This window comes from Cupriavidus pauculus (genome assembly GCF_022179805.1).
Lineage (GTDB): Bacteria > Pseudomonadota > Gammaproteobacteria > Burkholderiales > Burkholderiaceae > Cupriavidus > Cupriavidus pauculus_E.
The window spans coordinates 142,351-168,967 of record NZ_BPUO01000001.1; the positions used below are offsets into that span (position 1 = coordinate 142,351).

The 26,617-nt window shown below is 65.3% G+C and carries 20 protein-coding genes and 2 tRNA genes; 11 read left to right on the plus strand and 11 right to left on the minus strand.

Going from position 1 to position 26,617, the window contains the following annotated elements:
- Positions 1–154: 154 nt before the first annotated feature.
- The 3 genes from MFF62_RS00800 to MFF62_RS00810 all read right to left on the minus strand — a co-directional run bounded on the left by MFF62_RS00800 (position 155) and on the right by MFF62_RS00810 (position 2,392).
- Positions 155–850, minus strand: a complete 696-nt coding sequence (locus tag MFF62_RS00800) for a nitroreductase (protein WP_238259040.1) — start codon at positions 848–850, stop codon at positions 155–157.
- A gap of 26 nt (positions 851–876) precedes the next feature.
- On the minus strand, positions 877–1,320 hold the full coding sequence (locus MFF62_RS00805) for an acyl-CoA thioesterase (protein WP_238259041.1): 444 nt from the start codon (positions 1,318–1,320) through the stop codon (positions 877–879).
- 124 nt (positions 1,321–1,444) lie between these two features.
- Entirely contained in the window at positions 1,445–2,392 is a 948-nt protein-coding gene (locus MFF62_RS00810) for a histone deacetylase family protein (RefSeq protein WP_238259042.1), read from the minus strand.
- A gap of 466 nt (positions 2,393–2,858) precedes the next feature.
- Here MFF62_RS00810 and phaP1 point away from each other — a divergent pair, with 466 nt between their 5' ends.
- Positions 2,859–3,437: a TIGR01841 family phasin PhaP1 gene (gene phaP1, locus MFF62_RS00815; protein WP_238259043.1), complete on the plus strand. Its 579-nt coding sequence runs from the start codon at positions 2,859–2,861 to the stop codon at positions 3,435–3,437.
- Positions 3,438–3,649: 212 nt separating this feature from the next.
- Here phaP1 and lpdA read toward each other — a convergent pair whose 3' ends face one another.
- From lpdA to aceE, 4 genes are all read right to left on the minus strand, one after another.
- Positions 3,650–5,410 (minus strand): dihydrolipoyl dehydrogenase, encoded by a 1,761-nt coding sequence (lpdA, locus tag MFF62_RS00820; protein ID WP_283205296.1) that lies wholly within the window; start codon positions 5,408–5,410, stop codon positions 3,650–3,652.
- Positions 5,411–5,450: 40 nt separating this feature from the next.
- On the minus strand, positions 5,451–6,083 hold the full coding sequence (locus MFF62_RS00835) for an Ntn hydrolase family protein (RefSeq protein ID WP_238259044.1): 633 nt from the start codon (positions 6,081–6,083) through the stop codon (positions 5,451–5,453).
- Positions 6,084–6,146: 63 nt separating this feature from the next.
- Positions 6,147–7,811, minus strand: coding sequence for a dihydrolipoyllysine-residue acetyltransferase (aceF, locus tag MFF62_RS00840; RefSeq protein WP_238259045.1), 1,665 nt, complete (start codon positions 7,809–7,811; stop codon positions 6,147–6,149).
- 206 nt (positions 7,812–8,017) lie between these two features.
- Positions 8,018–10,705 carry a pyruvate dehydrogenase (acetyl-transferring), homodimeric type gene (gene aceE / locus MFF62_RS00845; RefSeq protein ID WP_238259046.1) on the minus strand — a complete coding sequence of 896 codons (2,688 nt, stop codon included), beginning with the start codon at positions 10,703–10,705 and terminating at the stop codon, positions 8,018–8,020.
- A 437-nt stretch (positions 10,706–11,142) separates the two neighbouring features.
- Here aceE and MFF62_RS00850 point away from each other — a divergent pair, with 437 nt between their 5' ends.
- Together MFF62_RS00850 and MFF62_RS00855 are read left to right on the plus strand one after the other, a co-directional pair.
- Positions 11,143–13,740, plus strand: coding sequence for a PAS domain S-box protein (locus tag MFF62_RS00850; protein ID WP_238259047.1), 2,598 nt, complete (start codon positions 11,143–11,145; stop codon positions 13,738–13,740).
- 142 nt (positions 13,741–13,882) lie between these two features.
- Entirely contained in the window at positions 13,883–14,515 is a 633-nt protein-coding gene (locus tag MFF62_RS00855; RefSeq protein WP_238259048.1) for a response regulator transcription factor, read from the plus strand.
- A 111-nt stretch (positions 14,516–14,626) separates the two neighbouring features.
- Here the strand turns inward: MFF62_RS00855 and MFF62_RS00860 are convergent, their stop codons facing one another.
- The gene (locus MFF62_RS00860) at positions 14,627–15,325 is read right to left on the minus strand and encodes a hypothetical protein (RefSeq protein WP_238259049.1); all 699 of its coding nucleotides are present in this window, start codon (positions 15,323–15,325) and stop codon (positions 14,627–14,629) included.
- 157 nt (positions 15,326–15,482) lie between these two features.
- On the opposite strand from MFF62_RS00860, the gene folD reads away from it, so the two are divergent.
- From folD to MFF62_RS00885, 5 genes are all read left to right on the plus strand, one after another.
- A complete protein-coding gene (gene folD / locus MFF62_RS00865) occupies positions 15,483–16,340 on the plus strand; it encodes a bifunctional methylenetetrahydrofolate dehydrogenase/methenyltetrahydrofolate cyclohydrolase FolD (protein ID WP_238259050.1) in 858 nt (285 codons plus the stop codon).
- Positions 16,341–16,485: 145 nt separating this feature from the next.
- Positions 16,486–18,591: a M3 family metallopeptidase gene (locus MFF62_RS00870; protein ID WP_238259051.1), complete on the plus strand. Its 2,106-nt coding sequence runs from the start codon at positions 16,486–16,488 to the stop codon at positions 18,589–18,591.
- A 24-nt stretch (positions 18,592–18,615) separates the two neighbouring features.
- Positions 18,616–19,047: a hypothetical protein gene (locus MFF62_RS00875; RefSeq protein WP_238259052.1), complete on the plus strand. Its 432-nt coding sequence runs from the start codon at positions 18,616–18,618 to the stop codon at positions 19,045–19,047.
- A 6-nt stretch (positions 19,048–19,053) separates the two neighbouring features.
- Positions 19,054–19,851 (plus strand): exodeoxyribonuclease III, encoded by a 798-nt coding sequence (gene xth, locus MFF62_RS00880; protein WP_238259053.1) that lies wholly within the window; start codon positions 19,054–19,056, stop codon positions 19,849–19,851.
- A gap of 4 nt (positions 19,852–19,855) precedes the next feature.
- A complete protein-coding gene (locus MFF62_RS00885) occupies positions 19,856–21,715 on the plus strand; it encodes a SulP family inorganic anion transporter (RefSeq protein WP_238259054.1) in 1,860 nt (619 codons plus the stop codon).
- A 149-nt stretch (positions 21,716–21,864) separates the two neighbouring features.
- Here MFF62_RS00885 and MFF62_RS00890 read toward each other — a convergent pair whose 3' ends face one another.
- Complete coding sequence (locus MFF62_RS00890) at positions 21,865–22,128, minus strand: DUF1488 family protein (protein WP_238260032.1); 264 nt, start codon at positions 22,126–22,128, stop codon at positions 21,865–21,867.
- A 332-nt stretch (positions 22,129–22,460) separates the two neighbouring features.
- Here MFF62_RS00890 and MFF62_RS00895 point away from each other — a divergent pair.
- A tRNA-Lys gene (locus MFF62_RS00895) sits at positions 22,461–22,536 on the plus strand.
- Between the two features lie 110 nt (positions 22,537–22,646).
- Here the strand turns inward: MFF62_RS00895 and MFF62_RS00900 are convergent.
- Positions 22,647–24,038, minus strand: coding sequence for an 8-oxoguanine deaminase (locus MFF62_RS00900; RefSeq protein ID WP_238259055.1), 1,392 nt, complete (start codon positions 24,036–24,038; stop codon positions 22,647–22,649).
- A gap of 103 nt (positions 24,039–24,141) precedes the next feature.
- The gene (locus tag MFF62_RS00905; protein ID WP_238260043.1) at positions 24,142–25,041 is read right to left on the minus strand and encodes a LysR substrate-binding domain-containing protein; all 900 of its coding nucleotides are present in this window, start codon (positions 25,039–25,041) and stop codon (positions 24,142–24,144) included.
- Between the two features lie 114 nt (positions 25,042–25,155).
- Between MFF62_RS00905 and MFF62_RS00910 the strand changes: the two genes are divergently transcribed.
- Together MFF62_RS00910 and MFF62_RS00915 are read left to right on the plus strand one after the other, a co-directional pair.
- Positions 25,156–25,231: transfer RNA gene (locus tag MFF62_RS00910), tRNA-Lys, on the plus strand.
- Positions 25,232–25,479: 248 nt separating this feature from the next.
- Complete coding sequence (locus tag MFF62_RS00915) at positions 25,480–26,457, plus strand: Bug family tripartite tricarboxylate transporter substrate binding protein (protein WP_238259056.1); 978 nt, start codon at positions 25,480–25,482, stop codon at positions 26,455–26,457.
- Positions 26,458–26,617 lie beyond the last annotated feature (160 nt).

The window sequence follows — 26,617 nt, forward strand, 5'->3', positions numbered from 1 at the left end:
ACTGCCAACGCAAATACAACAGTTTTTTGCCCGTCGAGACGCCGGGATCACGCAGGCCGTCGTCGCACGCGGGCGGGGCCGTTCAGCTTCACGGCGCGCCCAATGTTGTCGATAACGGTCTGCATGGCGGAATCCTGATATCTCTCAGGGCAAGTCAGGAGAGGAAACGCATGAACCCGCTTACCGGTTCACGTTCGGTCGTCAACTGGTTAGCGGTTGCACGTTCGTCCGCGTAGCCCAGCGACATGCCGCACACCACCATTTCCTCCTCGGTCAGCAGCAAGTGCTGCTTGATGATCGCGTGAAACTGCGTGAATGCCGCCTGCGGGCACGTGTCGAGTCCGCGCGCGCGGGCCGCCACCATGATGCTCTGCAGGAACATTCCATAGTCGAGCCAACTGCCCTGCTCCATGATCCGGTCGATCGTGAAGATCAGGCCCACGGGCGCATCGAAGAAGCGGAAGTTGCGGGCGTGCTGTTCATGCATGCGCGCCTTGTCCTCGCGCCGGATCTCCAGCAGGCTGTACAGGTCCCACCCCACCTTGCGGCGGCGCGACAGATACGGATCGACCCATTCGCGCGGGTAGTACGGATACTCCTCGCGGTACTTCGCGTCGCGTTCGGGGTCGTCGTAGGCGGTCAGCACATCGGCGCAGAACCGCGCCTTGGCATCGCCCGACAGCACGTACACCTTCCACGGCTGTGTATTCGTGCCCGACGGCGCGCGGCTGGCCACGGCCAGGATGTCTTCGATGGTCTCGCGCGGTACTGGCGTATCCAGGAAGGCGCGGACCGAACGGCGTGTCGTGATGGCGCGATCCACAATCGCGGCGTCATCTGCAGTCGACATGCTCTGCGGTCTCCTCATTGCTTGGTTCATGCGGGCTGGCCAACGACCAGCGCCTGCAAAGCCTGGCGCAGCGCCGGCGGCAATGCCACCGGCCTGCGCGTTTCGCGGTCCACGTACACGTGAACAAAATGTCCCTGCGCCGCCGCCACGTCATCGTCGTTGCGGAACAGCCCTACTTCGTAGCGCACGCTCGAATTGCCCAGCCGTGCCACGCGCAAACCTGCCACCACCGTGTCCGGGAAGCTCAGCGACGAGAAATAGTTGCACTGCGTCTCGATGACCAGCCCGATCGTCTCGCCGGCCTCGATGTCGAGCACGCCTTCGCGAATCAGGTACGCGTTCACGACGGTATCAAAGTAACTGTAGTAGACAACGTTGTTCACGTGGCCATACACATCGTTATCCATCCAACGCGTGGTGATGGGCTGGAGGTGCGCGTACGCACGTCGGCGGTCGGGTTCTGGCTTCATCGGGAACGGTTAGGGACGACTTCGGTTGATCGCAACGCCAGCGCTGCCGCAGCCACACGGGAGGTCCGTATGAGCGCACGACGCACCACAAGGTTCCAAATTTTTTGCGATGTGTGAAACGCCATCATGCGGCCGGCACCACGGCGGACCCGGGAAGGCGGTCATGCTGCGCGGCATAGCGCGCATGGTAGGCAGCCGCCAGCGCGACGGTCTGCGTGTGCACGGCAACGGTGTTCTCGATCTGGTTGCCGTAGCCGCCGGCCATGGCCACCGCGATCGGCAAGCGATGCGACAGCGCGAAGTCGAACACCATCGTGTCGCGCCGTGCCAGCCCGGCCATGGTCAGACGCAGGCGTCCCAGCCGGTCGTCCTCATGGGGATCGGCGCCGGCCAGGTAGATCAGCAGGTCGGGGGCGAAGCGCGCGTGAAGTGTGTCCAGCGCGCGCGCCAATGCCGCGGCATAGCTGTCGTCGTCGCACCCATCGGGCAGCCCTACGTCGAGATCGCTGGCTTCCTTGCGGAACGGGTAGTTCTTTTCGCCATGCAGCGACAGCGTGAAGACAGTGGGATCGTCCTTCAGGATCGAAGCCGTGCCGTTGCCCTGGTGCACGTCGAGGTCGATCACCGCCACGCGCCGTACGGCACCATCGCGCTGCAACTGGCGCGCGGCGATGGCGGCGTCATTGAACACGCAGAAGCCGCCGCCCTTGTCGGCATAGGCGTGGTGCGTGCCACCGGCCAGGTTGACGGCAATGCCCTGCGTCAGCGCGGTACGGCAGGCCGCGATGGTTGCGCCAGCCGACCTGCGCGAGCGCTCCACCATCTCATGCGACCAGGGGAATCCGATTTCGCGCTGGCGTGCCGGGTCGAGCCGGCCGGCAGAGACTTCGGCGATGTAGTCAGCCGTATGCGCCAACGCCAGCGCATCGTCACCGGCGCGCGGCGCTTCGTGCAGTTGCAACCCGCTCACCTCTCGCACCACGGCATCGCGCAGCATGCTGTACTTGCGCATCGGAAAGCGATGGCCAGGCGGCAATGGCAGGACGAAGTGATCGGCGTAGAAAGCTAGCATCGGCAGGGGGCACGGAAAGACGTGTCCGGCATCGCATCCGTGAGTGACGCGAACACATCATTCACCGACCGGACAGTCAGCGATAGTAGCACCGACTCCGCCGCGCCGCCGTATAGCGTGTGAAACGATCGTTTTTCTCGCGACGCACCACGTGGCAACGGCCTGAACAGATCAGGATAAACCCTTGCCCGACGCCGGATAGTGGCCCCGCCTGCCCTTCCCGACCCCATTCCCGGGCTATTTTTTGTGCGGCGCACCAAAACTGCTTGACACCGTATTTTCTTTACTTAGAATTGGAATTGTTGCGGCGCATCAAAGCGCTGGGCCTCTCGCAAGAGCGTCCAGCATCGCGCCGACGGACATAGGTACGCTCGGGCTGGCCAGACACTAGACGTCATGGCTTTGACATCTGGGCGGCTTAATTTCACTTTTGCTTGAACTTGAAGTTCACCACTGGAGACCAGCAATGATCCTGACCCCGGAACAAGTTGCAGCCGCACAAAAAGCCAACCTCGAAACCCTGTTCGGTCTGACCTCGAAGGCCTTCGAAGGCGTCGAAAAGCTCGTCGAGCTGAACCTGCAAGTGGTCAAGGCTACGTTCGCAGAAAACGTCGACAACGCCAAGAAGGCACTCGGCGCCAAGGATGCCCAGGAACTGCTGGCCATCCAGGCTTCGCTGGTGCAGCCGGTTGCCGAAAAGACCCTGGCCTACACCCGTCACCTGTACGAAATCGCTTCGGAAACCCAAAGCGAGTTCACGAAGGTTGCCGAAGCCCAACTGGCTGAAGGCTCGAAGAACGTGCAAGCCCTGGTCGACAACTTCGCCAAGAACGCCCCGGCCGGTTCGGAATCGACCGTTGCCATCGTGAAGTCGGCCATCTCGGCTGCCAACAACGCCTACGAGTCGGTCCAGAAGGCCACGAAGCAAGCCGTTGAAATGGCCGAAACCAACTTCCAGGCTGCCGCTACCGCCGCCTCGAAGGCTGCCCAGCAAGCCAGCGCAACGGCTCGCACCGCTGCCAAGAAGTCGACCACGGCTGTCTAAGCACCCGTAGTCCTCCAACAAACCGGCTCCAGCCGGTTTGTTGGCAAGAAGCCCGGCCCTGCCAGCAGGTAGCCGGGCTTTTTTACGCCCGCCCGAAGTCGCCCGGGAACGCTAGGCGGTTAATTGCTGAATTGGCCAAAAAGAAAGCCCACCGCATGGTGGGCTTTCTTGCTCTTGCGTGTTGCGTGCAGATCGGCGTGAAGTACGCCGGATCAGCGCTTGCGCGGCGGCGGCACGTCCGTGCAAACGCCTTCGTAGATCTCGGCAGCCATGCCGATCGACTCGCCCAGCGTCGGGTGCGGGTGAATCGTCTTGCCGATATCCACAGCGTCTGCGCCCATCTCGATGGCCAGGCACACTTCGCTGATCAGGTCGCCCGCATGGGTGCCGACGATGCCACCACCGATGATGCGGTGCGTTTCCTCGTCGAAGATCAGCTTGGTGAAGCCCTCGTCGCGGCCATTGGCGATGGCGCGGCCCGAGGCAGCCCACGGGAACGTGCCCTTGCCGTACTTGATGCCCTGCGCCTTGCACTGCTCTTCGGTCAGGCCGGCCCAGGCCACTTCCGGATCGGTGTAGGCCACCGACGGAATCTGCTTCACGTCGAAGTAGGCCTTCTCGCCATGGGCGGCTTCGGCGGCCACGTGGGCTTCATGCACGGCCTTGTGCGCCAGCATCGGCTGGCCGACGATGTCGCCAATCGCGAAGATGTGCGGCACGTTGGTGCGCAGCTGCTTGTCGACGTCGATAAAGCCACGGTCGGTCACGGCCACGCCAGCCTTCTCGGCGCCAATCTTCTTGCCGTTCGGCGAACGGCCCACCGACACCAGCACGGCGTCGTAGCGAACGGCCTCCGCCGGAGCGCCTTCGCCTTCGAACTTGACGTAGATACCGTCCGGCTTGGCTTCCACGCCAACGGTCTTGGTCTTCAGCATCACGTTGTCGAAGCGATGCTTGTTCATCTTGTCCCAGACCTTGACCAGGTCGCGGTCCGCGCCCTGCATCAGGCCGTCGAGCATTTCCACCACGTCGATGCGTGCGCCCAGCGTGCTGTACACCGTGGCCATTTCCAGGCCGATGATGCCGCCGCCGATCACCAGCATCTTGTTCGGGATGTCGCGCAGTTCCAGCGCGCCGGTCGAATCGAAGATACGCGGGTCTTCCGGGATGAACGGCAGCTTCACGGCCTGGCTGCCGGCCGCGATGATCGCCTTTTCAAAGCGGATCACGGTCTTCTTGCCATTGGTGGCCTTGGCGTCGCCCTCGGTTTCCTGCACTTCGAGGTGATTCGGGTCCAGGAACGTGCCGATGCCGCGCACCACCTGCACCTTGCGCGACTTGGCCATGCCGGCCAGGCCGCCGGTCAGCTTGCCGACCACGGTGTCCTTGTAGTGACGCAGGCCGTCCAGGTCGATCTTGGCTTCGCCGAACAGGATGCCGTGCGCGGCCAGTGCCTTGGCTTCGTCGATCACGGCCGCGTTGTGCAGCAGTGCCTTCGACGGGATGCAGCCCACGTTCAGGCAGACGCCGCCCAGCGAACCGTAGCGCTCCACCATCACCGTGTTCATGCCCAGGTCCGCAGAGCGGAACGCAGCCGAATAGCCGCCGGGACCAGCGCCCAGCACGAGCATCTCGCACTGGATGTCGGCGCTGCCTGCGTGCTTGGCGGCCGCCGGGGCCGGGGCAGCAGCCGGAGCGGGTGCTGCGGCCGGAGCCGGTGCCGGTGCTGCGGCCGCGCCGCCTTCCAGCGTGCAGATGACCGTGCCCTTGGCAACCTTGTCACCCACCTTGACCTTGATGTCCACCACCTTGCCGGCGGACGACGACGGCACTTCCATGCTGGCCTTGTCGCTTTCCAGCACGATCAGCGACTGCTCCGGCTCGACCGTGTCGCCAGCCTTGACCAGCACCTCGATCACTTCCACCGCGTCGAAATCGCCGATATCCGGCACCTTGACTTCGATCACACTCATGCTCTTCCTCCTGGGATGCGCGCCCTGCCCGCCCTGGGGCTCAGGCCGCGCCGTCTTTGTTGGTTGCCACGTCGCCCGGTTGCTGGGGCGCCTCGTGGGTCGCTGCAAGGATCTTCACCGTATGCACATCGATCGGCCCGGCCGAGCTCTTGTCGAACTCGATCCCGGCATCCACCCCGATCCGCGCGATCTCGCCCGCGCTCATGCCAGGCTGGTCGTACACCGCGTGCATGGCACCGAGCGCATAGTTGCGGCCCGAGCCGATGCCCCAGAAGCGGTCGAACGAAAACACCTCGCGGTAGGAATAGACGCCGAAGATGCCGCCCGGATTGGCGATCAGGCAAACGATCTGCGATGACTCGTACGGGTCGTCCTCGTCTTCCTTGGTGTTGATGAAGTACTCGTTCTTGAGCTTTTCATGCACCTTGAGGAAGGTCCGGAACACGTCGTCGCGGGTCAGCAGGCGGCATTCGTCGCCCATGCCCGTCAGCAGCGCGCGCATGACCGGGAAATGCGCGGTGGTGCCGGCCAGCGCGACAAAGCTCTCGCCTACCGGAATCACCTTCTGGTTGCGCTCGTAGGCACGCGATAGCCGCGTGTCACCAAACGTCACCAGCGCATCGGCCGCGATCGCCACCTCGTCACCCTTGCGTACGACAACGCAGGTAGTCATGGCTCGCCCCTTGAAATCAGTGCAGAAAACCCGCCGGGGTCAGCCGGCGGGTTGCTTCGGTACTTACAGCAGGATCCGACGGAAGTCCGCCAGCAGCGCTGCGAAGTACGTGTTGAAGCGCGCGGCTTCGGCGCCGTCGATCACACGGTGATCCCACGACAGCGACAGCGGCAGCGTCAGGCGCGGCGCAAACTGCTTGCCGTCCCAGACCGGCTTCATGTACGACTTGCACACGCCCATGATGGCCACTTCCGGCGCGTTGATGATCGGCGTGAAGTACGTGCCGCCGATGCCGCCCAGCGACGAGATCGAGAAGCAGCCGCCTTGCATCTGGTCCGGCTTGAGCTTGCCGTCGCGGGCCAGCTTGGCCAGCTCGCCCATTTCCTGGCTGATCTCCAGCACGCCCTTCTTGTCGGCGTCCTTGATCACCGGCACGACCAGGCCGTTCGGCGTGTCGGCCGCGAAACCGATGTTGAAGTACTTCTTCAGCACCAGGTTGTCGCCGTCCAGCGAGGCATTGAAGTTCGGGAACTTCTTCAGCGCCGCCACGGTGGCCTTGATCATGAACGCCAGCATCGTGACCTTGACGCCGGCCTTCTCGTTTTCCTTGTTCAGCTGCACGCGGAAGGCTTCCAGATCGGTGATGTCCGCTTCGTCGCAGTTCGTGACGTGCGGGATCATGACCCAGTTGCGATGCAGGTTGGCGCCCGAGATCTTCTTGATGCGCGACAGCGGCTTCGATTCCACCTCGCCAAAGCGCGTGAAGTCCACCTTCGGCCACGGCAGCAGGTCCAGGCCCACGCCCGAACCACCGCCAGCGGCAGCGGCAGCGGCCGGCGCGGCGGTCTGGCCCGACATCACGCCCTTGACGAAGTTCTGCACGTCCTGCTGGGTGATACGGCCCTTCGGACCGCTACCCGGCACGCGCGACACGTCGACGCCCAGTTCGCGGGCGAACTTGCGTACCGACGGGCTGGCGTGGGCCGCCTTGCCGGTCACGCCCTGTGCCGGAGCCGGTACGGCGGCCGGTGCCGGAGCGGGAGCCGAAGCTGCGGCCGGCGCGGGAGCCGGTGCAGCGGCGGCTGCCGGAGCAGGCGCAGGTGCAGCAGCCGGCGCAGCGGCGGCGGCGCCACCTGCGGCTTCGAGAATCAGGATCAGCGTGCCCTGGGCGACGTTGTCACCCACCTTGACCTTCACTTCCTTGACGGTGCCGCCTTGCGGCGCCGGCACGTCCATCGTGGCCTTGTCGGACTCCAGCGTGACCAGCGCGTCTTCGGCGTTGATCTGGTCACCCGGCTTCACGTGCACCTCGATAACGGGAACGGCGTCGTAGTCGCCGATGTCCGGCACCTTCACTTCGACGATGCCACCGCCGGCCGGCGCGGCCGCGGGGGCAGCAGCCGGTGCCGGAGCAGGCGCGGCTGCCTGGGCGGCAGGTGCCGGGGCGGGCGCGGCGGCGGCCGGAGCCGGGGCCGGAGCGGCGGCGCCAGCGGGTTCCAGCATGACGAGGATCGAGCCCTCGGCCACGTTGTCGCCTACCTTGACCTTCACTTCCTTGACCGTGCCGGCCTGCGGCGACGGCACGTCCATCGTGGCCTTGTCCGATTCCAGCGTGACCAGCGCGTCTTCCGCGTTGATCTGGTCGCCCGGCTTCACATGCACTTCGATGACGGGAACGGCGTCGTAGTCGCCGATGTCCGGCACCTTGATTTCAATCGCTTGACTCATTCAGTGTCTCTCCTGGGCAGCCGGCACTCTGGTCAGATACGACAAACGCGACAAACGCAATCGGCGAGGTTACTCTCGCCGCACGCATCTGTCACGCTGCCGCGCATCACCCGCGCCGTGGGACGCCACCGGGCCAGCCGGGGGGCGCCCCACGGCGCGTCGGATACCGCGCTGCGGGGGTTCGTTCAGTCGTGCAAGTCCGGGAATCAGACCGACATCGGGTTCGGCTTGTTCGGGTCGAGGTTGTACTTCTTGATGGCTTCGGCCACCTTCTCGCGACCGATCGCACCTTCGTCGGCCAGCGCCTTCAGCGCGGCCACCGTCACCCAGTTGCGGTCCACTTCAAAGAAGTGGCGCAGCTTTTCGCGGGTATCCGAGCGGCCAAAGCCGTCGGTGCCCAGCACCACGTAGCGACGCGGCACGAACGGACGGATCTGCTCGGCGAACGCACGAATATAGTCGGTCGAAGCGATGACCGGGCCGCGCACGCCCTTGAGCTTCTGGGCCACGAACGATTCGCGCGGGGCGTCCGTCGGGTGCAGCAGGTTGTGGCGCTCGGCGGCCTGGCCTTCGCGGGCCAGTTCGGTGAAGCTCGGGCAGCTCCAGATGTCCGATTCCACACCCCAGTCCTTCTTGAGCTGGTCGGCGGCGGCAATCACTTCACGGAAGATCGTGCCCGAACCCAGCAGCTGCACGCGCGGCGCATTGCTGTTTTCCACGCCCTTGCGGAACTGGTACATGCCCTTGACGATGTCCTTTTCTACGCCAGCCGGCATTTCCGGATGCTCGTAGTTCTCGTTCATCACCGTCAGGTAGTAGTACACGTCTTCCTGTTCGGCATACATGCGGCGCAGGCCGTCCTGCATGATCACGGCCAGTTCGTACTGGAACGTCGGATCGTACGAGATGCAGTTCGGGATCGCGGCGTGGAACACGTGCGAATGACCGTCTTCGTGCTGCAGGCCTTCGCCGTTCAGCGTCGTACGGCCCGACGTGCCGCCCAGCAGGAAGCCGCGCGAGCGCATGTCGGCAGCGGCCCAGCACAGGTCGCCGATACGCTGGATACCGAACATCGAGTAGTAGATGTAGAACGGGATCATCTGCACGCCGTGCGTCGAGTACGACGTGGCGGCGGCGATCCAGTCGCACATGGCGCCGGCTTCGTTGATGCCTTCCTGCAGCACCTGGCCGGTTTCCGATTCCTTGTAGAACATGAGCTGGTCATGATCTTCGGGAACGTACTTCTGGCCTTGCTGGTTCCAGATACCGACCTGGCGGAACAGGCCTTCCATACCGAACGTACGCGATTCGTCCGGCACGATGGGCACCACATGCTTGCCGATCTGCTTGTCCTTCAGCAGCGTGTTCAGGATACGGACGAAGGCCATCGTGGTGGACACTTCGCGGCCTTCGCCGGTGGCCTTGAGCAGCGCGTCGAATGCGGTCAGCTCGGGCACCTTCAGCGCGTCGGCCTTCTGGCGGCGCGACGGCAGGTAGCCGCCCAGGTTCATGCGCGCCTGGCGCATGTATTCCAGTTCCTTCGAACCTTCCTCGAAGGTCAGGTACGGCACGTCTTCCAGCTTGTCGTCCGACACCGGGATGTTGAACTGGTCGCGGAACGCGCGGATGGCGTCCACCGGCATCTTCTTCTGCTGGTGGGCCACGTTCATGGCCTGGCCGGCATCGCCCATGCCATAGCCCTTGATGGTCTTGGCCAGGATCAGCGTCGGTTGGCCCTTGTGCTCGCTGGCCGCCTTGTAGGCCGCGTAGACCTTGTGCGGGTCATGGCCGCCACGGTTCAGGCGCCAGATGTCGTCGTCGGACCAGTCGGCCACCATGGCCTTCAGTTCCGGCGTGTTGAAGAAGTGCTCGCGCACGTAGGCGCCGTCCTTGGCCTTGAAGGTCTGGTACTCGCCGTCCACGCAATCCATCATGCGCTTCATCAGCAGGCCCTTGGTGTCGCGCTGCAGCAGCTGGTCCCAGCGGCTGCCCCACACCACCTTGATCACGTTCCAGCCCGAGCCGCGGAATTCCGACTCCAGTTCCTGGATGATCTTGCCGTTGCCGCGCACCGGACCGTCCAGGCGCTGCAGGTTGCAGTTGATCACGAAGACCAGGTTGTCCAGCTTCTCGCGGCCGGCCATGCCGATCGCGCCCAGCGATTCCGGCTCGTCGGTCTCGCCATCGCCCAGGAAGGCCCAGACCTTGCGGTCGCCGGCCTTGGCCAGGCCGCGGCTGTCCAGGTACTTCATGAAGCGGGCCTGGTAGATGGCCATGATCGGGCCCAGGCCCATCGACACGGTCGGGAACTGCCAGAAGTCCGGCATCAGCCACGGGTGCGGGTACGACGAGATGCCCTTGCCGTCCACTTCCTGGCGGAAGTTGTCCAGTTGCTCGGGGGTCAGGCGGCCCAGCAGGAAGGCGCGCGAGTACACGCCCGGTGCCGAGTGGCCCTGCACGAAGACCAGGTCGCCGCCCAGCTGTTCGGTCGGGGCGCGCCAGAAGTGGTTGTAGCCCACGTCATAGAGCGTGGCCGCCGAGGCGAACGACGAGATGTGGCCGCCGACGTTGGTGTGCTTGTTGGCACGCAGCACCATGGCCATCGCGTTCCAGCGCGTGTACGAGCGGATGCGGTGCTCGACGTCCTGGTCGCCTGGAATGCGGGCCTGCTGCTCTACCGGAATCGTGTTGATGTACGGCGTTTCGGCGTGGAACGGCTGGGTCACGCCGTTCACACGTGCGTACTCGATCTGCTTGTCGATCAGGAAGGCTGCGCGCTCGGCGCCTTCCGCGTTCAGGACGCCCTGCAGGGCATCCAGCCATTCGTGCGTTTCCACGGGATCTGCGTCGTTGGCGCTGCTGGCGCCGAGGATCTGCTCTGGTACAGCGGACATGACTGTCTCCTGGGTAAATTCCTGCCCCGGCGCCCGCCCGGTGGGACGGATCTCGGTTGGCCGGTCTGACGGTGTTGACGTCGCGGCGGATGCCCTGCCTGCTGCCCTGTGATCGGTTCAGGGCCGGGGGCGGGATCTTCTGGGACTGCATCGTCCCGGATCCTCGGGTTCCAGGCGCATGGCTCCGCCCGCATTGTTCGGTCGAAGCGATTCTATGGAAGCACAGCAACGGCTGACAAGCTAAATTTTCAGATTACGAAGTCCTTTTTTATAATGCGGAATATTGCGGCAGCGCACCAGAAAGCGGCGCACCGTCTCGTTTCGCGGGCAGGACGGGCGTCCGTGTTTCCTGTGCCTTTCCTGTGCCGAATAGGCGCTTTCCCCAAGCGACGCAGTGCAATAAAGCCGATACACTGGCCGGTCGACCGTCAATCCCTATGCAGTTTCTCCAACGAATCCTCTCCGGCCTGCGCACGGCCATCCTGCCACCGAATTCCTCCGGCACCGTCAGCGACACCTCCCACGGCGTAGCGCCGGGGGTGGCGCATCCGCATGCCGGCCATGCCGAACATAGCGAGAACGGCGACCATCACGACGCCATGGAGCCGCTGGCCGCCGCGCCGCGCCGCCTGTGGATCATGCGCTGGCGCAACTTGGTGGCCACCAGCTGGTTCATGTTCATCCCACTGGTGGCAATCGTGCTGTTCACCGTGGCGATGGGCGTGATCCTGTGGTCGCTGCATGAAACCGAACGCCAGCAGCAGCGCGACGCGCTGTACCGCGACGCCGCCTGGGCGCAGCAGCGCGTGCGGCTGTCGCTGCTGAGCAATCAGGACCAGATGGCATCGCTGGCGCGCGACATCGCCGCCGCGCAGCTGGATCAAGGCGCCTATCGCACCGCCGCCCAGGAAATCCTGCGCGAGAACCCCGAGATCGTCTTCATCAACTGGCTGGACGCCACCAAGCGCGGGCGCTGGTCGCTGCCGTCCACGTCGGAGTTCGCCGGCCGGCTGCGCGAGACCGTGGACCAGCCGCTGGAACCCGAGGTCCTGGACACGTTCGACGCCGCGCGCGAGACCCAGCGCGTGGTCTACTCGCGCCCGCTGACCAACGATCGCGGCGACAGCTTCATGCTGATGGAAGTGCCGATCGTGCGCGACAACGAATTCCTGGGCACGCTCGGGGCGCTCTACTCGATCAACGGCATCCTGACGCACCTGCTGCCGCCCGAGCTGACCGAGCGCTACCGCTTCTCGCTGATCGACAAGAACAACCAGACCCGCGCCAGTACGTCGGTCAGGCCGGTGCCCGGCAACGCGCTGTCGTACGAGGTGCTGCTTGACCCGCCGGGCCATTCGCTGTCGCTGCGGGCCGATGCCTATCCGCCGCCGTCGAACCTGCCCAACAACATGCTGCTGTGGCTGGTGGTGGGGCTGTCCTGCTTCCTGCTCTGGAGCCTGTGGAGCATGTGGCGGCACACCAGCCGCCGCTCCGAGGCCCAGCGCGCGCTGCTGGCCGAAACCTCGTTCCGGCGCGCGATGGAAAACTCGATGCTGATCGGGTTGCGCGCCCTGGACCTGAACGGCCGCATTACCTACGTCAACCCGGCGTTCTGCCGCATGACCGGCTGGACCGAGGCCGACCTCGTGGGCCGCATGCCACCCTTCCCCTACTGGCCGCCCAACGACCAGCAGGAAATGCAGAAGCAGATCGACCTGACGCTGCAGGGCAAGTCCCCGGCTACTGGTTACGAGATGCGCGTCATGCGCCGTGACGGCAGCAGCTTCTTCGCGCGGATGTACGTGTCGCCGCTGGTGGACAGCCGCGGCCGCCACACGGGCTGGATGAGTTCGATGACGGACATCACCGAGCCCAAGCGCGCCCGCGAAGAACTGGCCGCCGCCCACGACCGCTTCACGACCGTGCTGGAAAGCCTGGACGCCGCGGTGTCGGTGCTGGCCACCGACAAGGCCGAGCTGCTGTTCGCCAACCGCTATTACCGGCAGTTGTTTGGCTGGGAAGCCGAGGGCCACCTGAAGCTGGCTGGCGACGACTTCGACAAGGAGCAGATGTCGAGCGACAACACCGACTTCGTCGATGCCTACGCCGGCCTGCCCGCCTCGGAGCTGATGCCGTACGCGTCCGACGCGCGCGAGGTGTTCGTGCCCGACATGCAGAAATGGTTCGAAGTGCGCCGCCGTTATATCCAGTGGGTGGACGGCCACCTTGCGCAGATGCAGATCGCCACCGACATCACGGTGCGCAAGGCCGCCGAGGAAATGGCGCGCCAGCACGAGGAACGGCTGCAGTTCACCAGCCGCCTGACCACGATGGGCGAGATGGCGTCGTCGCTGGCGCACGAGCTGAACCAGCCGCTGGCCGCCATCAATAACTACTGCATGGGTGCCGTGGCGCGGCTGCATTCGGGCCGCAGCACCCCGGAAGACCTGATCCCGGTACTGGAAAAGACGGCGTCGCAGGCCGTGCGCGCGGGCACCATCATCAGCCGCATCCGCGGCTTCGTGAAGCGCAGCCAGCCGCAGCGGCGCGAAGCCGCGCTGCACGACATCGTGGCCGACGCGGTGGGACTGGCCGACCTAGAAGCCACGCGTCGCCGCGTGACCATCCTGACCCGCCTGCCGGCGCCGCCGATGATGCTCTACGTGGACCCGGTGCTGATCGAACAGGTGCTGGTCAATCTGCTCAAGAACGCCGTGGAAGCCATGGCCGGCCTGCCGGCGATGCGCGCCGCGGGCGTGGTGCGGCTGCATGCGCGGGTCGAAAACGTTGAGTTTGGTCAATCGATCTGCATCGACGTGATCGACCAGGGCCCGGGTGTGGACGAAGCCACCAAGGAACGCCTGTTCGAGCCGTTTTTCAGTACCAAATCGGACGGCATGGGCATGGGCCTGAACATCTGCCGGTCGATCATCGAGTCGCACCAGGGCCGTCTGTGGGTGGAAAACAATGTGGACGGCATTGGTTGTACGTTTAAAATCACCCTGCCGCTGCAGCCCGCGCTACCCGAGCAATAACCTCGGGAGCGCCCCCCGGGCATGCCGGACGACCCTCTGCCGCGGGGCATCGGGAGGCCGTCCGGACCATTTGCCTGGGGGTGTTGCGCACCGCTGCATGCAGTTACACTTCGTTGCAAACGACTTTGCCCCAGGAGACTTCATGACCGCAACGCCCAGCCCAACGCCGCATCGTGGCGAGACCGTCTTCATCGTCGACGACGATGAAGCGATGCGCGACTCGCTGACCTGGCTACTAGAGGGCAACGGCTACCAGGTGCGCAGCTTCAACAGCGCCGAGCAGTTCCTGTCCGCGTACGACACCAGCTCGGTGGCCTGCCTGATCCTCGATGTCCGCATGCCGGGCATGAGCGGCCCGGAGCTGCAGGAGCGCATGATTGCCGAGAACATCGACATTCCCATCGTCTTCATCACCGGCCACGGCGACGTGCCGATGGCGGTGTCGACGATGAAGCGTGGCGCCATCGACTTCATCGAAAAGCCTTTCGACGAGTCGGAACTGCGCGCGCTGGTGGAACGGATGCTGCAGAAGGCCCGTACCGACCACTCGGCCGCCCGCGAGCAGCGCGCCGCCAAGGACCTGCTGGCCAAGCTGACCACGCGCGAACAGCAAGTGCTGGAGCGCATCGTGGCCGGCCGCCTGAACAAGCAGATTGCCGACGACCTGGGCATTTCCATCAAGACCGTGGAGGCGCACCGCGCCAACATCATGGAAAAGCTCAACGTGAACACGGTGGCCGACCTGCTGCGCCTGGCCCTGTCGCGCAACGCCTGAGCCTTGCCGCCGGTACTTCGGTACCGGCACACCGGCAATCCCGCGCTGACTGCGGGGTTGCCGGCACCCCACCCTGCTTCCCCCAGCTTTCCCAGCTTTCCCAGCTTTCCCCTACTTCCCCTCCAGATATTCCGCGTCCGTGAACGTCACCACCCACTGCGGGCGGTAGATCACGAAGATCGCCACCAGCATTCCGGTCAGGAATGCCTCGCCAAACGCGATGACCACCACGCCGGTCAGCCGGTCGCCCACGGTCAGGCCCGCGTCGCGCGCCAGTCCGCCCAGCAGCAGCCATGCCAGCCGCAGCACGCCGGCGACGATGGCCGACAGCAGTGCGGCAAAATATCCATGTCCGAGGATGAAGATGAACAGGTGCCGGGGCAGCCATTGCCGCATGGTGGCCTGCAACCCGGCCGTTACCAGCGCCGGCACGGCCGCCATCCACACGAAGCGCGGCGCCAGCGAAACCCAGGCAATGTCCTGCCAGCCCTGGCCTGAAAGGTAGGCCAGCCCCAGCAGCGAGACCAGATTGGCGATGGCCAGCGACACCAGCGCCAGCGGCAGCCCGAACATCGTCACGGCCAGCGTCGCGCCCATCAACTGGATCACCACGCCGGCGCCCAGCGTGGCATGCGCCGACCACAGCAGCGCCAGGAATACCAGCGTGCCCAGCCATGCATGCTGCAGCGGCTCGCGGCGCAGCACCCGCCACGGGCGCTGCAGCACGGCCCAGGCCAGCACCGCCACGGCAAGCGTCGGCAGCGGCCAGGTCGCCAGCAGATCCGGAATTGAAGAATCGTCGATGTCCATCGCGCGATGCTAGCAGCCGGTCCGCGAAGTTCGCTTGTATCCGGTCAAGCCGGTTCCGAATGGTGCCAAGCCTTTATAATCGCGGTTTTGCACGCGCCCCCGCCCATCTGCGTGCGGCGCCTGCCCCATCCTCCAGCCTTTCCAGTCACGTACGCCCATGTCCGCTCAACTGATCGACGGTAACGCCCTCGCCAAACAAATCCGCGCCGAAGCCGCCCAGCGCGCCGCCCGCCTGACCGCCGCCGGCCACCAGCCGGGCCTGGCCGTGGTGCTCGTGGGCGAGGACCAGGCCAGCCAGGTCTACGTGCGCAACAAGGTCAAGGCCTGCGAGGACAACGGCTTCTACTCGTCGCTGGACCGCTACCCGGCCGACCTGTCCGAGGCCGACCTGCTGGCCCGCATCGACGCGCTGAACAACGATCCGAAGATCCACGGCATCCTGGTGCAGTTGCCGCTGCCCAAGCACATCGACAGCCACAAGGTGCTGGAAGCCATCGCCCCGGAAAAGGACGTCGACGGCTTCCACGTGGCCAATGCCGGCGCCCTGATGACCGGCGCGCCGCTGTTCCGCCCGTGCACCCCGTACGGCTGCATGAAGATGCTGGAATCTATCCAGTACCCGCTGCGCGGCGCCCGCGCCGTGGTGGTGGGCGCCTCCAATATCGTCGGCAAGCCGATGGCCATGTTGCTGCTGCAGGCGGGCGCAACCGTCACCATCTGCAACAGCAAGACGCGCGACCTGGCCGCCCATACCCGCGATGCCGACGTGATCGTGGCCGCCGTGGGCCGCCGCAATATCATCACCGCCGACATCGTCAAGCCGGGCGCCGTGGTCATCGACGTGGGCATGAACCGCGACGACGCCGGCAAGCTGTGCGGTGACGTGGACTTTGCCGGCGTGCGCGAGGTAGCTGGCTACATCACGCCGGTGCCGGGTGGCGTGGGTCCGATGACCATCACGATGCTGCTGATCAACACGCTGGAAGCAGCCGAGCGCAAGGCGGGCCTGGCCTGAGGAAAGGTCCCGATGGCGCGCCGGGCGCGCCTCAATCACCCTGATAGTCAAGTCGTACTGGATATTTGGCCGCAAAGGCCTCATCTTGCACAGGTAATCGTGCCGCCTCGCGCTCCCGCCCGCGGCACGCCAACCGGGAATAGCCATGACTGATACCACCGACCGCGCCACCAATCCGCTGCTCGATTTCGCCGATCTGCCCCGCTTTGCCGAGATCCGCCCCGAGCATATCGGCCCGGCGCTGGACGTGCTGCTGGCCGAAGCCCAGACCGCCGTCACCCGTACCGAAGACCCGGCCACGCCGGCCACCTGGCTGACAGCCGTGGAAGCGCTGGAAACCGCCACCGAACCGCTGGGCCGCGCCTGGGGCGTGGTGGGCCACCTGAGCGCAGTGGCCGACACCCCCGAGCTGCGCAAGGCACACGCCGACAACCTGCCCCGCATGACCGAGTTCTGGTCGTCGCTGGGCCAGAGCCTGGCCCTGTACGAAAAGTACAAGGCCGTGGCCGCCGGCCCCGAGTTCGCCGGCCTGTCGCCGGCCCGCAAGCAACTGCTGGAAAACGAACTGCGCGGGTTCCGCCTGGGCGGCGCCGAGCTGCCTGAAGACAAGAAGCCGCGCTTTGCCGAGATCCAGGAGCAGCAGGCCCAGTTGTCGAAGGCGTTTTCCGATCACGTCCTGGACGCCACCAACGCCTACGCGCTGTACGTCGAGGACGAATCGCGCCTGAGCGGCATTCCGGCCGATGCGCTGGAAGGCGCCCACCTGGCCGCCGAGAAGGATGGCAAGGCCGGCTGGAAGTTCACGCTGCACTTCCCGTCGTATTTCCCAGTGCTGCAGTACGCCGACGACCGCGCGCTGCGCCAGACCATGTACGAGGCCAGCGTCACGCGCGCCTCGGAACTGGGTCCGCAGTACAACAACGGCCAGGCCGACTGGGACAATACGTCGAACATGCGCGACCAGCTGACGCTGCGCCGGGAAGAGGCGCAGATGCTCGGCTACAACAACTACGGCGAAGTCTCGCTGGTGCCGAAAATGGCCGAATCGCCGGCCGACGTGCTGAAGTTCCTGGACGAGCTGGCGGTCAAGGCACGCGCCTATGCCGAGGCCGACTGGAAGGAACTGCGCGAATTCGCGGCCGCCGAGCTGGGCCTGACCGAGATCGCGCCGTGGGACGTGGCCTATGCGTCCGAGAAGCTGCGCCAGAAGCGCTACGCGTTTTCCGACGACGAGGTCAAGCAGTACTTCCAGGAGCCGAAGGTGCTGGAGGGCTTGTTCGGCGTGGTCGAGAAGCTGTTCTCGGTGAAGATCGAGCCCGACGACGCGCAGACCTGGCACAAGGACGTGCGCTTCTTCCGCGTGGTGTCGCCGCAGGGCGCGCTGCTGGCCCAGTTCTACATCGACCTGTACGCCCGCGAGGGCAAGCGCGGCGGTGCCTGGATGGACGACGCGCGCGGCCGCAAGGAACGTGGCAACGGCACCGTGCAGACGCCGGTGGCCTACCTGACCTGCAACTTCACGGCCCCGGTGGGCGGCAAGCCCGCGCTGTTCACGCACGATGAAGTGATCACGCTGTTCCACGAATTCGGCCACGGCCTGCACCACATGCTGACGCAGGTGGGCGACCTGGGCGTGTCGGGCATCAACGGCGTGGAATGGGATGCGGTGGAGCTGCCGTCGCAGTTCATGGAAAACTTCTGCTGGGAATACGAGGTGCTGTCGACCATGACGGCCCACGTGGAGACCGGCGCACCGCTGCCGCGCGCGCTGTTCGACCGCATGCTGGCTGCCAAGAACTTCCAGAACGGCATGATGACGCTGCGCCAGATCGTGTTCTCGTCGTTCGACATGCACCTGCACACCGACTACGACCCGCAGGGCGCGGTCTCGGTGCTGGAGCTGTCGCGCCTGATCAACGACACCAAGCACGTGGTGCCGCAGTCGCCGCTGTCGCGCTGGCCGAACACGTTCAGCCACATCTTCGCGGGCGGTTACGCGGCCGGCTACTACAGCTACAAGTGGGCCGAGGTGCTCTCCGCCGACGTGTACGCCGCGTTCGAGGAAGCCGCCCAGCTGTCGGGCAGCGTGCTCGATGCTGCCACCGGCGAGCGCTACCGCCGCGAGATCCTGTCGGTAGGCGGCAGCCGGCCGGCCATGGAGTCGTTCGTGGCGTTCCGGGGCCGCACGCCCCAGATCGACGCCCTGCTGCGGCATGGCGGCATGGCGGAGACGGCAGCCGCCGCGGCCTGATCGTCCGCCTCGGGCACCCGGCACATGGACACGCCTTTCCCGATCCGCAAGGAATGTCCACCGGGTGCCTGCGTCTGCAACCGCGAGGCGCTGCTCGACAACCCCGGCGCCGATCTGCGCATCCTGCGGCTGACGCAGCAGGAGGAAAAGAACCTCGTCGAGCGGCTGGAGAACGTCGCCACGCTCGACGAGCTGAACCGGATGCAGGCGAAGATGCACGACCTGCTGGGCATCGATGTCACGATCACGCCAAGCGACAACGTGGTGCGCACCACGCGCGGCTTTCGCATCGAACTGGTCGACCGGCCGGGCCTGTGCCGCAAAACGCGCCAGGCGATACCGGCCGCCATCCGGCGCAGCATGGAAACCCACCCGGAAATTGCTTTCGCCATCTTGAACCAGCGCGACCTGCTGGGCGGTAGCATGCCGGTTGAACAAGACAATCCCCAAGAATAATTACCGATGAGAATCGCGAGCTGGAACGTCAACTCCCTGAAGGTGCGCCTGCCCCAGGTGCTGCAATGGCTGGCCGCGCAGGACGCCGCGGGCACGCCCATCGACGCGCTGTGCCTGCAGGAACTGAAGCTGCCGGACGACAAGTACCCGCTGGCCGAACTGGAGGCCGCCGGCTTCCACAGCATCTTCACGGGCCAGAAGACCTACAACGGCGTGGCCATCGTGGCGCGCAACGGCGCCATGCCCGCGCCCACCGACGTGGTACGCAACATTCCCGGCCATGAAGACACGCAGCAGCGCGTGGTGGCCGGCACCTATGGCGATGTACGGCTGATCAGCGCGTACTTCCCTAACGGCCAGGCACTGGATTCGGACAAGTTCGTCTACAAGCTCGACTGGCTCCGGGCGCTGACCGAATGGCTGCGCGCCGAGATGATCAAGTACCCGAAAATCGCGCTGCTGGGCGATTTCAACATCGCACCGGAAGACCGCGACGTGCACGATCCCGCCAAGTGGGAAGGCCAGAACCTGGTGTCGCCGCAGGAGCGCGACGCGTTCAAGGCGCTGGTGGCGATGGGCTTCGTCGACTCGTTCCGCATGTTCGAGCAGCCCGAGAAGACGTTCTCGTGGTGGGACTACCGCATGATGGGCTTCCGCCGCAACGCGGGCCTGCGCATCGACCACATCCTGCTGTCGCCGGCGCTGGCCGAGCGCTGCACGACCTGCCTGATCGACAAGGAACCGCGCCGCTGGGAGCAGCCGTCCGACCACACGCCGGTGGTTGCCACGCTCAAGCTCGACTGAGCCGATGGGCGCCGCCGTCCACGCCAAGTCCCCCGCCCTGCAGCGCTGGTTTCCGTGGCTGCGGCGCGTTACCCCGCTGACGCTGCGGGCCGACGTCATCGCCGGCCTGCTCGGCGCCGTGCTGGTGTTGCCGCAAGGCGTGGCGTTTGCCACGCTGGCCGGCTTGCCGCCGCAGTACGGCATCTATACCGCCGTGATTCCGTGCATCGTCGCCGCGCTGTTCGGGTCGAGCTGGCACGTGATGTCCGGGCCCACCAACGCCAATTCGCTCGCGCTGTTCGCGATGCTGAGCCCCGTGGCGTTCGCGGGCAGCCCGGCCTATATCGCGCTGGCACTGGCCGTGACGATGCTCGTGGGCATCCTGCAACTGGCCGTTGGCGCGCTGCGGCTGGGGTCGCTGGCCAACTTCATTTCGCCGTCGGTGCTGCTGGGGTTCACGTGCGGCGCGGCTACACTGATCGGCCTCTACGCGCTCAAGGACCTGTTCGGCCTGGCGGTGCCCACCGGCACCAGCGCATTCGGCGTGGTGCGATTCCTGTTCGAGAACGTCGATACGATTAACGGCAGCGCGCTGATTGTCGGCGTGGTGACGCTCGTGGCCACGCTGGCCATCAAGCGCGTGTCGCGGCGGCTGCCGTTCATGCTGCTGGGGCTGATGGCCGGATACAGCGTGGCCATGCTGCTGAACCATAGCGGCTGGGGCGGTGCCCAGCACGTGAACGTGGTGGGACCGATTCCGTCGGCATTGCCGCCCTTCCACGTACCTGACATCAACTGGCGCACGGTGCCCGACCTGCTCGGCATTGCCGCCGCGCTGACCATCGTGGCACTGGGCCAGTCGATCTCGATCGCCAAGGCCGTGGCGCTGCGCTCGGGCCAGCATGTCGACGCCAACCGCGAGTTCATCGGCCAGGGCCTGTCGAATATCGCCGGCGGACTGTTTTCCAGCTACATCTCGTGCGGCTCGCTGAACCGGTCGATGCCGAACTTCGAGGCCGGCGCGCAAACGCCGCTGGCCAGCGTGTTCTCGGCCCTGCTGCTTGTCGTGCTGGTGACGGTCAGCGCCTCGCTGCTGGCGCAGATCCCGCTGGCTGCCATCGCCGCGATGCTGATGCTGGTGGCGTGGGGCCTGTTCGACTTCCGGCGGCTGCGCCGGATCGCGCGGCTGTCGCGCACCGAGTTCGCCATCGCCGTCGGCACCTTCGTCGCCACGCTGGTCATCCGCCTGGAAATGGCCGTGCTGCTCGGCACGATCCTGTCGCTGGTGGCCTACCTCTACCGCACGTCGCGGCCAGCGGTGCGCAGCCTGGTGCCCGACGCCGACGATCCCGGCCGGCGCTTCACGCCGCTGGACGAACTGCGCCGCCCGCAGCCCGAATGCCCGCAGCTCAAGCTGCTGCGCATGGAAGGGGCGATCTACTTCGGTGCCGTGCAGTACGTGACCGACCGCCTGCACTGGCTGCGCACGGTCGACGCCGAGCAGAAGCATCTGTTGGCGATGACCAAGAGCATGAATTTCATCGACCTGGCCGGCGCGGAAATGTGGGAAGCGGAATTATCCGAACGGCGCGCCGGTGGCGGCGACCTGTACTTCCATCGTCCACGCACGCAGGTGCTGGAGACCTGGGAGCAGATGGGCTTCACCGACAAGCTGGGCCGCGACCACGTCTTTCCGACCAAGCGGCAGGCACTGCACACCATCATCGCCACGCTGTCGCCAGAAATCTGCGCGCAGTGCCAGGCGCGTATTTTCGAGGAATGCACGCAGCGGCCGGGTGGCCCGGACTACCAGCAGGAACAGGACGATATCGTGCGGCCAGCGCCACGGCGTGACGCCATGCCGGACACGACGCATCCTGCCTGAATGGCAATGCGGACAACCAGACTTTGAAAAAACTGCCGAGAACTGCTCGAAATTACGCCCTGTCACTTCGGACGTCTGGCGCGCCGACCGGCCTGCGGTGAAGCAAGGCCGAAGCCGGCGGCGGAGGGTTGCTTGCCGTCGGTCCGGTCTTAGACCGGCGCCACGTGCGCGCGCTTGACGACGACCGGCTGGGGCACGCCCTGCTCGATCAGCACCACTGCCGCGCGTTCGATCGTGTCACGACCGGCGCGGAATGCTTCCTCCAGCGACAGCACCTGATCAGCGCTGAAGCCTTCCCAAAGCGCTTCGCGTGTTACCACGCAAGTCACTTGCTCACCATCGACAACCGCGTGGAACAGCAAACCCTCGTTGTTGATGTCGTAGCGGTCTTGCTCCTGGAATTTGATTTCCATCATCACAGCCCTCCATATGCAAGTGGAAAAGAATCCTAACATGGCTTTGCGGAAATCGTCTTCGATACCCCACAGCGCACTTGCAGATTTAGATTCGTCTCACTGACCGCCAGCGGGTATCGCAAGTTCCATCCTGCAGACGATGACACGCGTGTGTGTCAGCGTGATGTGCCGATGAAATCCCAAGCGGTGCGCGACCGATTCACGATCGATTCCATGCGCGATCCGGTCACGCGAAATGCGCGCCGCACGCATGCCGGCACCGATTGATTCGTCGATTGCACGAAAGATTTGACAAAGCAAAAAATGCTGCTAGAATCTCGGTCTTCGTCGGGGCGTTAGCTCAGTTGGTAGAGCAGCGGACTCTTAATCCGTAGGTCGAGTGTTCGAGTCACTCACGCCCCACCAGACACAAGAAAGGCCGGAAGCAGCAATGCTTCCGGCCTTTTGCTTTTCTGGCTTCAGGCGCTTTTCCGGCTTCAGAAACCGGGCGCAGGGCCGCTTATGCGGCCCGCTCATCAAACGCCAGCTTCCTGGGCGCGCTCGAACAGCGTGCGTGCCAGGCGGCGATGATCGGTCAGCACGTCAGGCAGGTCGACTGTCAGCAACTTGCCGTCGCGCACCACCACCCGGCCGTTGATGATGCTCGTCGACACATTGGCCGGCGTGCAGAACACCAGCGACGCCACTGGATCGTGGCCGCCGCCAGCAAAACCCACCGCCGACATGTCGAACGACACGATGTCGGCCGACATGCCCGGCGCCAGCGCGCCGATGTCGTCACGGTTCAGCACGCGCGCGCCGCCCAGCGTGGCGATCTCCAGCGCGTCGCGTGCGCTCATCGCCGCCGGGCCGAATCCCACGCGTTGCAGCAGCATGGCCTGGCGCGCCTCGCCCAGCATGTGCGCACCGTCGTTCGACGCGCTGCCGTCCACGCCCAGCCCCACCGGCACACCCGCATCGCGCATGCGCCGCACCGGCGCGATGCCCGACGCCAGACGCATGTTCGAACACGGACAATGCGCCACGCCGGTACCGGTGCGCGCAAACAGCGCCACGCCCTCATCGTCGAGCTTCACGCAGTGCGCGTGCCACACATCGCGCCCCACCCAGCCCAGGTCCTCGGCGTACTGCGCCGGCGTCATGCCGAATTTTTCACGCGAGTAGGCGATGTCGTTGTCGTTCTCGGCCAGGTGGGTGTGCAGCGACACACCGTAGTGGCGGGCCATTACGGCGGATTCGCGCATCAGGTCGCGCGATACCGAGAACGGCGAGCACGGCGCCAGCACCACGCGCAGCATCGCGTGGCGCGACGCGTCGTGATATTGCTCCACCAGCCGCTGGCTGTCGCGCAGGATATCGGCCTCGCGCTCCACCACGATATCGGGCGGCAGGCCGCCCTGGCTGCGGCCCACGCTCATCGATCCGCGTGCCGCGTGAAAGCGCATGCCGATCTCGCGCGCGGCGTCGATCGAGTCGTCGAGCCTGGAGCCGTTCGGATACAGGTACAGGTGATCGCTCGTGGTGGTACAGCCCGACAGCATCAGTTCGGCCATCGCGGTCTGCGTCGAGACGCGGATCATCTCGGGCGTCAGGTGCGACCAGAGCATGTAGAGGTTGGTCAGCCAGCCGAACAGCTCGGCGTCCTGCGCGGCCGGCACGGCACGCGTCAGGCTCTGGTACATGTGATGGTGCGTGTTGACCAGCCCGGGCGTCACCACATGGCCGTGCATGTCGACCACTTGGGCGCTGCCGTCGTCGATCATGCGGCGATAGGTCTCGGGCAGGTCCGCCGTGGCGCCCACCCATTCGATGGCGGCACCGTTGGCCACCAGCGCACCGTCGGCGATTTCGCGGCGCTGGGCGTCCATGGTGACAAGGACGTCGGCGTGCTGGAGGATCAGGGTCATGGCAGTGGTTCGTTATGGTTGCGTATGACCCGGAGTCTACGCACCGCCGCCACGCCACCCCAAGCGCAGAATTTCGCGCTAGCTGTCCACAAATTGTGGACAGCTAGCGGAACAGGCCCGCCAGCGCCTCGGCCATGGCGTCCGCCATCAGGGCACCCGCAGGGGTCAGCGGACTGCGGCCGCGCGCCACCAGACGCAGCGTCTGGCGCTGCAGCCCGCTCTCGCGCAGCGGCACGAACACCACCGCGCCGCGTGCGCGTTCTTCCATCACATCGAGCGGATTGAGCAGCGCCACGCCCGTACCCGTGGCCACCAGGCGCTGGATCAGCACCACCGACGTAGACTCCACCACCGGTGTGATCTCGATCGCCTGCCGTGCAAACGCATCGTCGACCAGCGCCCGGATCGACAGCGACGGCGCCGGCAGGATCAGCGGATAGCCCGCGCACTCGGCCAGCGTGGCCGACGTCTGCGTGGCAAGCGGATGCCCGGGCGCCACCACGGCGCCGATCGACCAGTCGCGGCTGGCCACCACACGGAATGCCGCCACTTCGGGCAGATCGTAACCCAGTCCCAGGTCCGCATCGCCCTGCTCTACCGCCGCGACGATGCCGCCCACCGGCAGGTCGGCCACACGCACGACGATGCCGGGCTGATGCTGGCGGAAGTCATGCACCAGCGACGGCATCAGCGCGCCAGCCAGGCCGGACGTGGTGGCAATCGTCACCAGGCCACGCCGCGCGCCCTTGATCTCGGCCACGCGCGCCTGCAGCGCCTCGTGTTCGCGCAGCGTCTGGCGCACGTGCGCCAGCACCGCCTCGCCCAGCGGCGTCAGGTGCAGGCGCTTGTGGATGCGGTCGAACAGCGGCGCGCCCAGTTCGGCCTCCAGCTCCAGGATCTGGCGATTGATCGCCGTCGGCGCCACGTGCAGGTGTTCCGCCGCCTGCCGGATCGAGCCACGGCGGACAACTTCGTCGAGATATCGGAGAACGCGCGCGTGCATGGTCGTCAGGCAATCCAGAGGTGCGCGCATTGTAAGACGCACGTCGGCCAGAAAAAAATTGTGCAAAGGGGCTTGCGCGATACTATTTGCCTTGCTAGAATCTTTTTCTTCGTTGGGGCGTTAGCTCAGTTGGTAGAGCAGCGGACTCTTAATCCGTAGGTCGAGTGTTCGAGTCACTCACGCCCCACCAGCGAATTCCAGAAAAGCCCGAAGCCTAAAACGCTTCGGGCTTTTTGCTTTGGTGCCCGAACCGTGCGGCCCATACGCCAGGCCGCTCTCCGGTGGTCGGACCTCCACGGGTTCCCCCCAATATCCCACCCTCTCCTTTCGCGGTTGAATGCTCTCCGACGCATATCACGGAACGCAGTTCCGTATTGCGGAACCCGCCCACGTACCACGTCGGGCGGGCAATACAAGCAATATGTTGGGAGGCATCTCTTGAAAGCTGTTCTGAAAGCGGGCGCTCTGGGCGCCCTCGCCGCATTGGGTCTGAGCGCCACCGTGGCGCACGCGCAATCGTATCCGACCAAGCCGATCCGCCTGATCGTGCCGTTTGCCGCAGGCGGAACCACCGATATCGTCGGCCGTGCCGTGTCCGACGCGCTGGGCCGCGAACTGGGCCAGCCGGTGGTAGTGGAAAACCGTGGCGGTGGCGGTGGCGCGATCGGCGCCGACGCACTGGCCAAGTCCGCTCCGGACGGCTACACGCTGGGTATTGCCACGGTCAGTACGATGGCCACCAATCCGGCCACGAACGCCAAGAATCCGTACGACCCGATCAAGGACTTCGCGCCGATCACGAACCTCGTGAACGTGCCGAACGTGCTGACGGTGAACCCGAAGGTGCCCGCCAAGAACCTCAAGGAATTCGTGGCGCTGCTGAAGTCCAGCCCGGGCAAGTTCAGCTACGCATCGGCCGGCAAAGGCAGCATTTCGCATCTCGATGGCGAACTGTTCAAATTCATCACCAAGACCGACATGGTCCACATCCCGTACCGTGGATCGGGCCCGGCGCTGAACGACACGCTGGCCGGCCAGGTGAACGCGCAGTTCGACAACCTGCCGTCGTCCATGCCGTTCATCCAGAGCGACAAGCTGCGCGCGCTGGCCGTGGCTGCGCCCAAGCGCGTGGAAGGCCTGCCCAACGTGCCGACCTTCGCCGAAGAAGGCATGAAGGACATGAACAACATGGCGTGGTACGGCCTGGTGGCACCGGCCGGCACGCCGGCAGCCATCATCACCAAGGTGCACGACGCCGCGGTCAAGGCACTGCAGGACCCGAACGTGAAGAAGCGCCTGCACGACGCCGGCGCCTATCCGGACGGCAACACGTCGCAACAATATGCGGCGCAGATCAAGCGTGAACTGGAACTGCGCAAGAAGATTGCGACCGACCAGAACATCACGCTGGAATGACCGCCAGTGGCGTGACAGCATGACATGGCGTGCCCGCCGCCCGAGTATTGTTACTACAAATTCCGGCGGCAGGCCGTCACAAATCCCGGTACAGTGTCAGCATCGATGTAAGCATTTTCTACATTTTCCGTTTCCCGGTCGGACCCATCTGTCCGGCCCT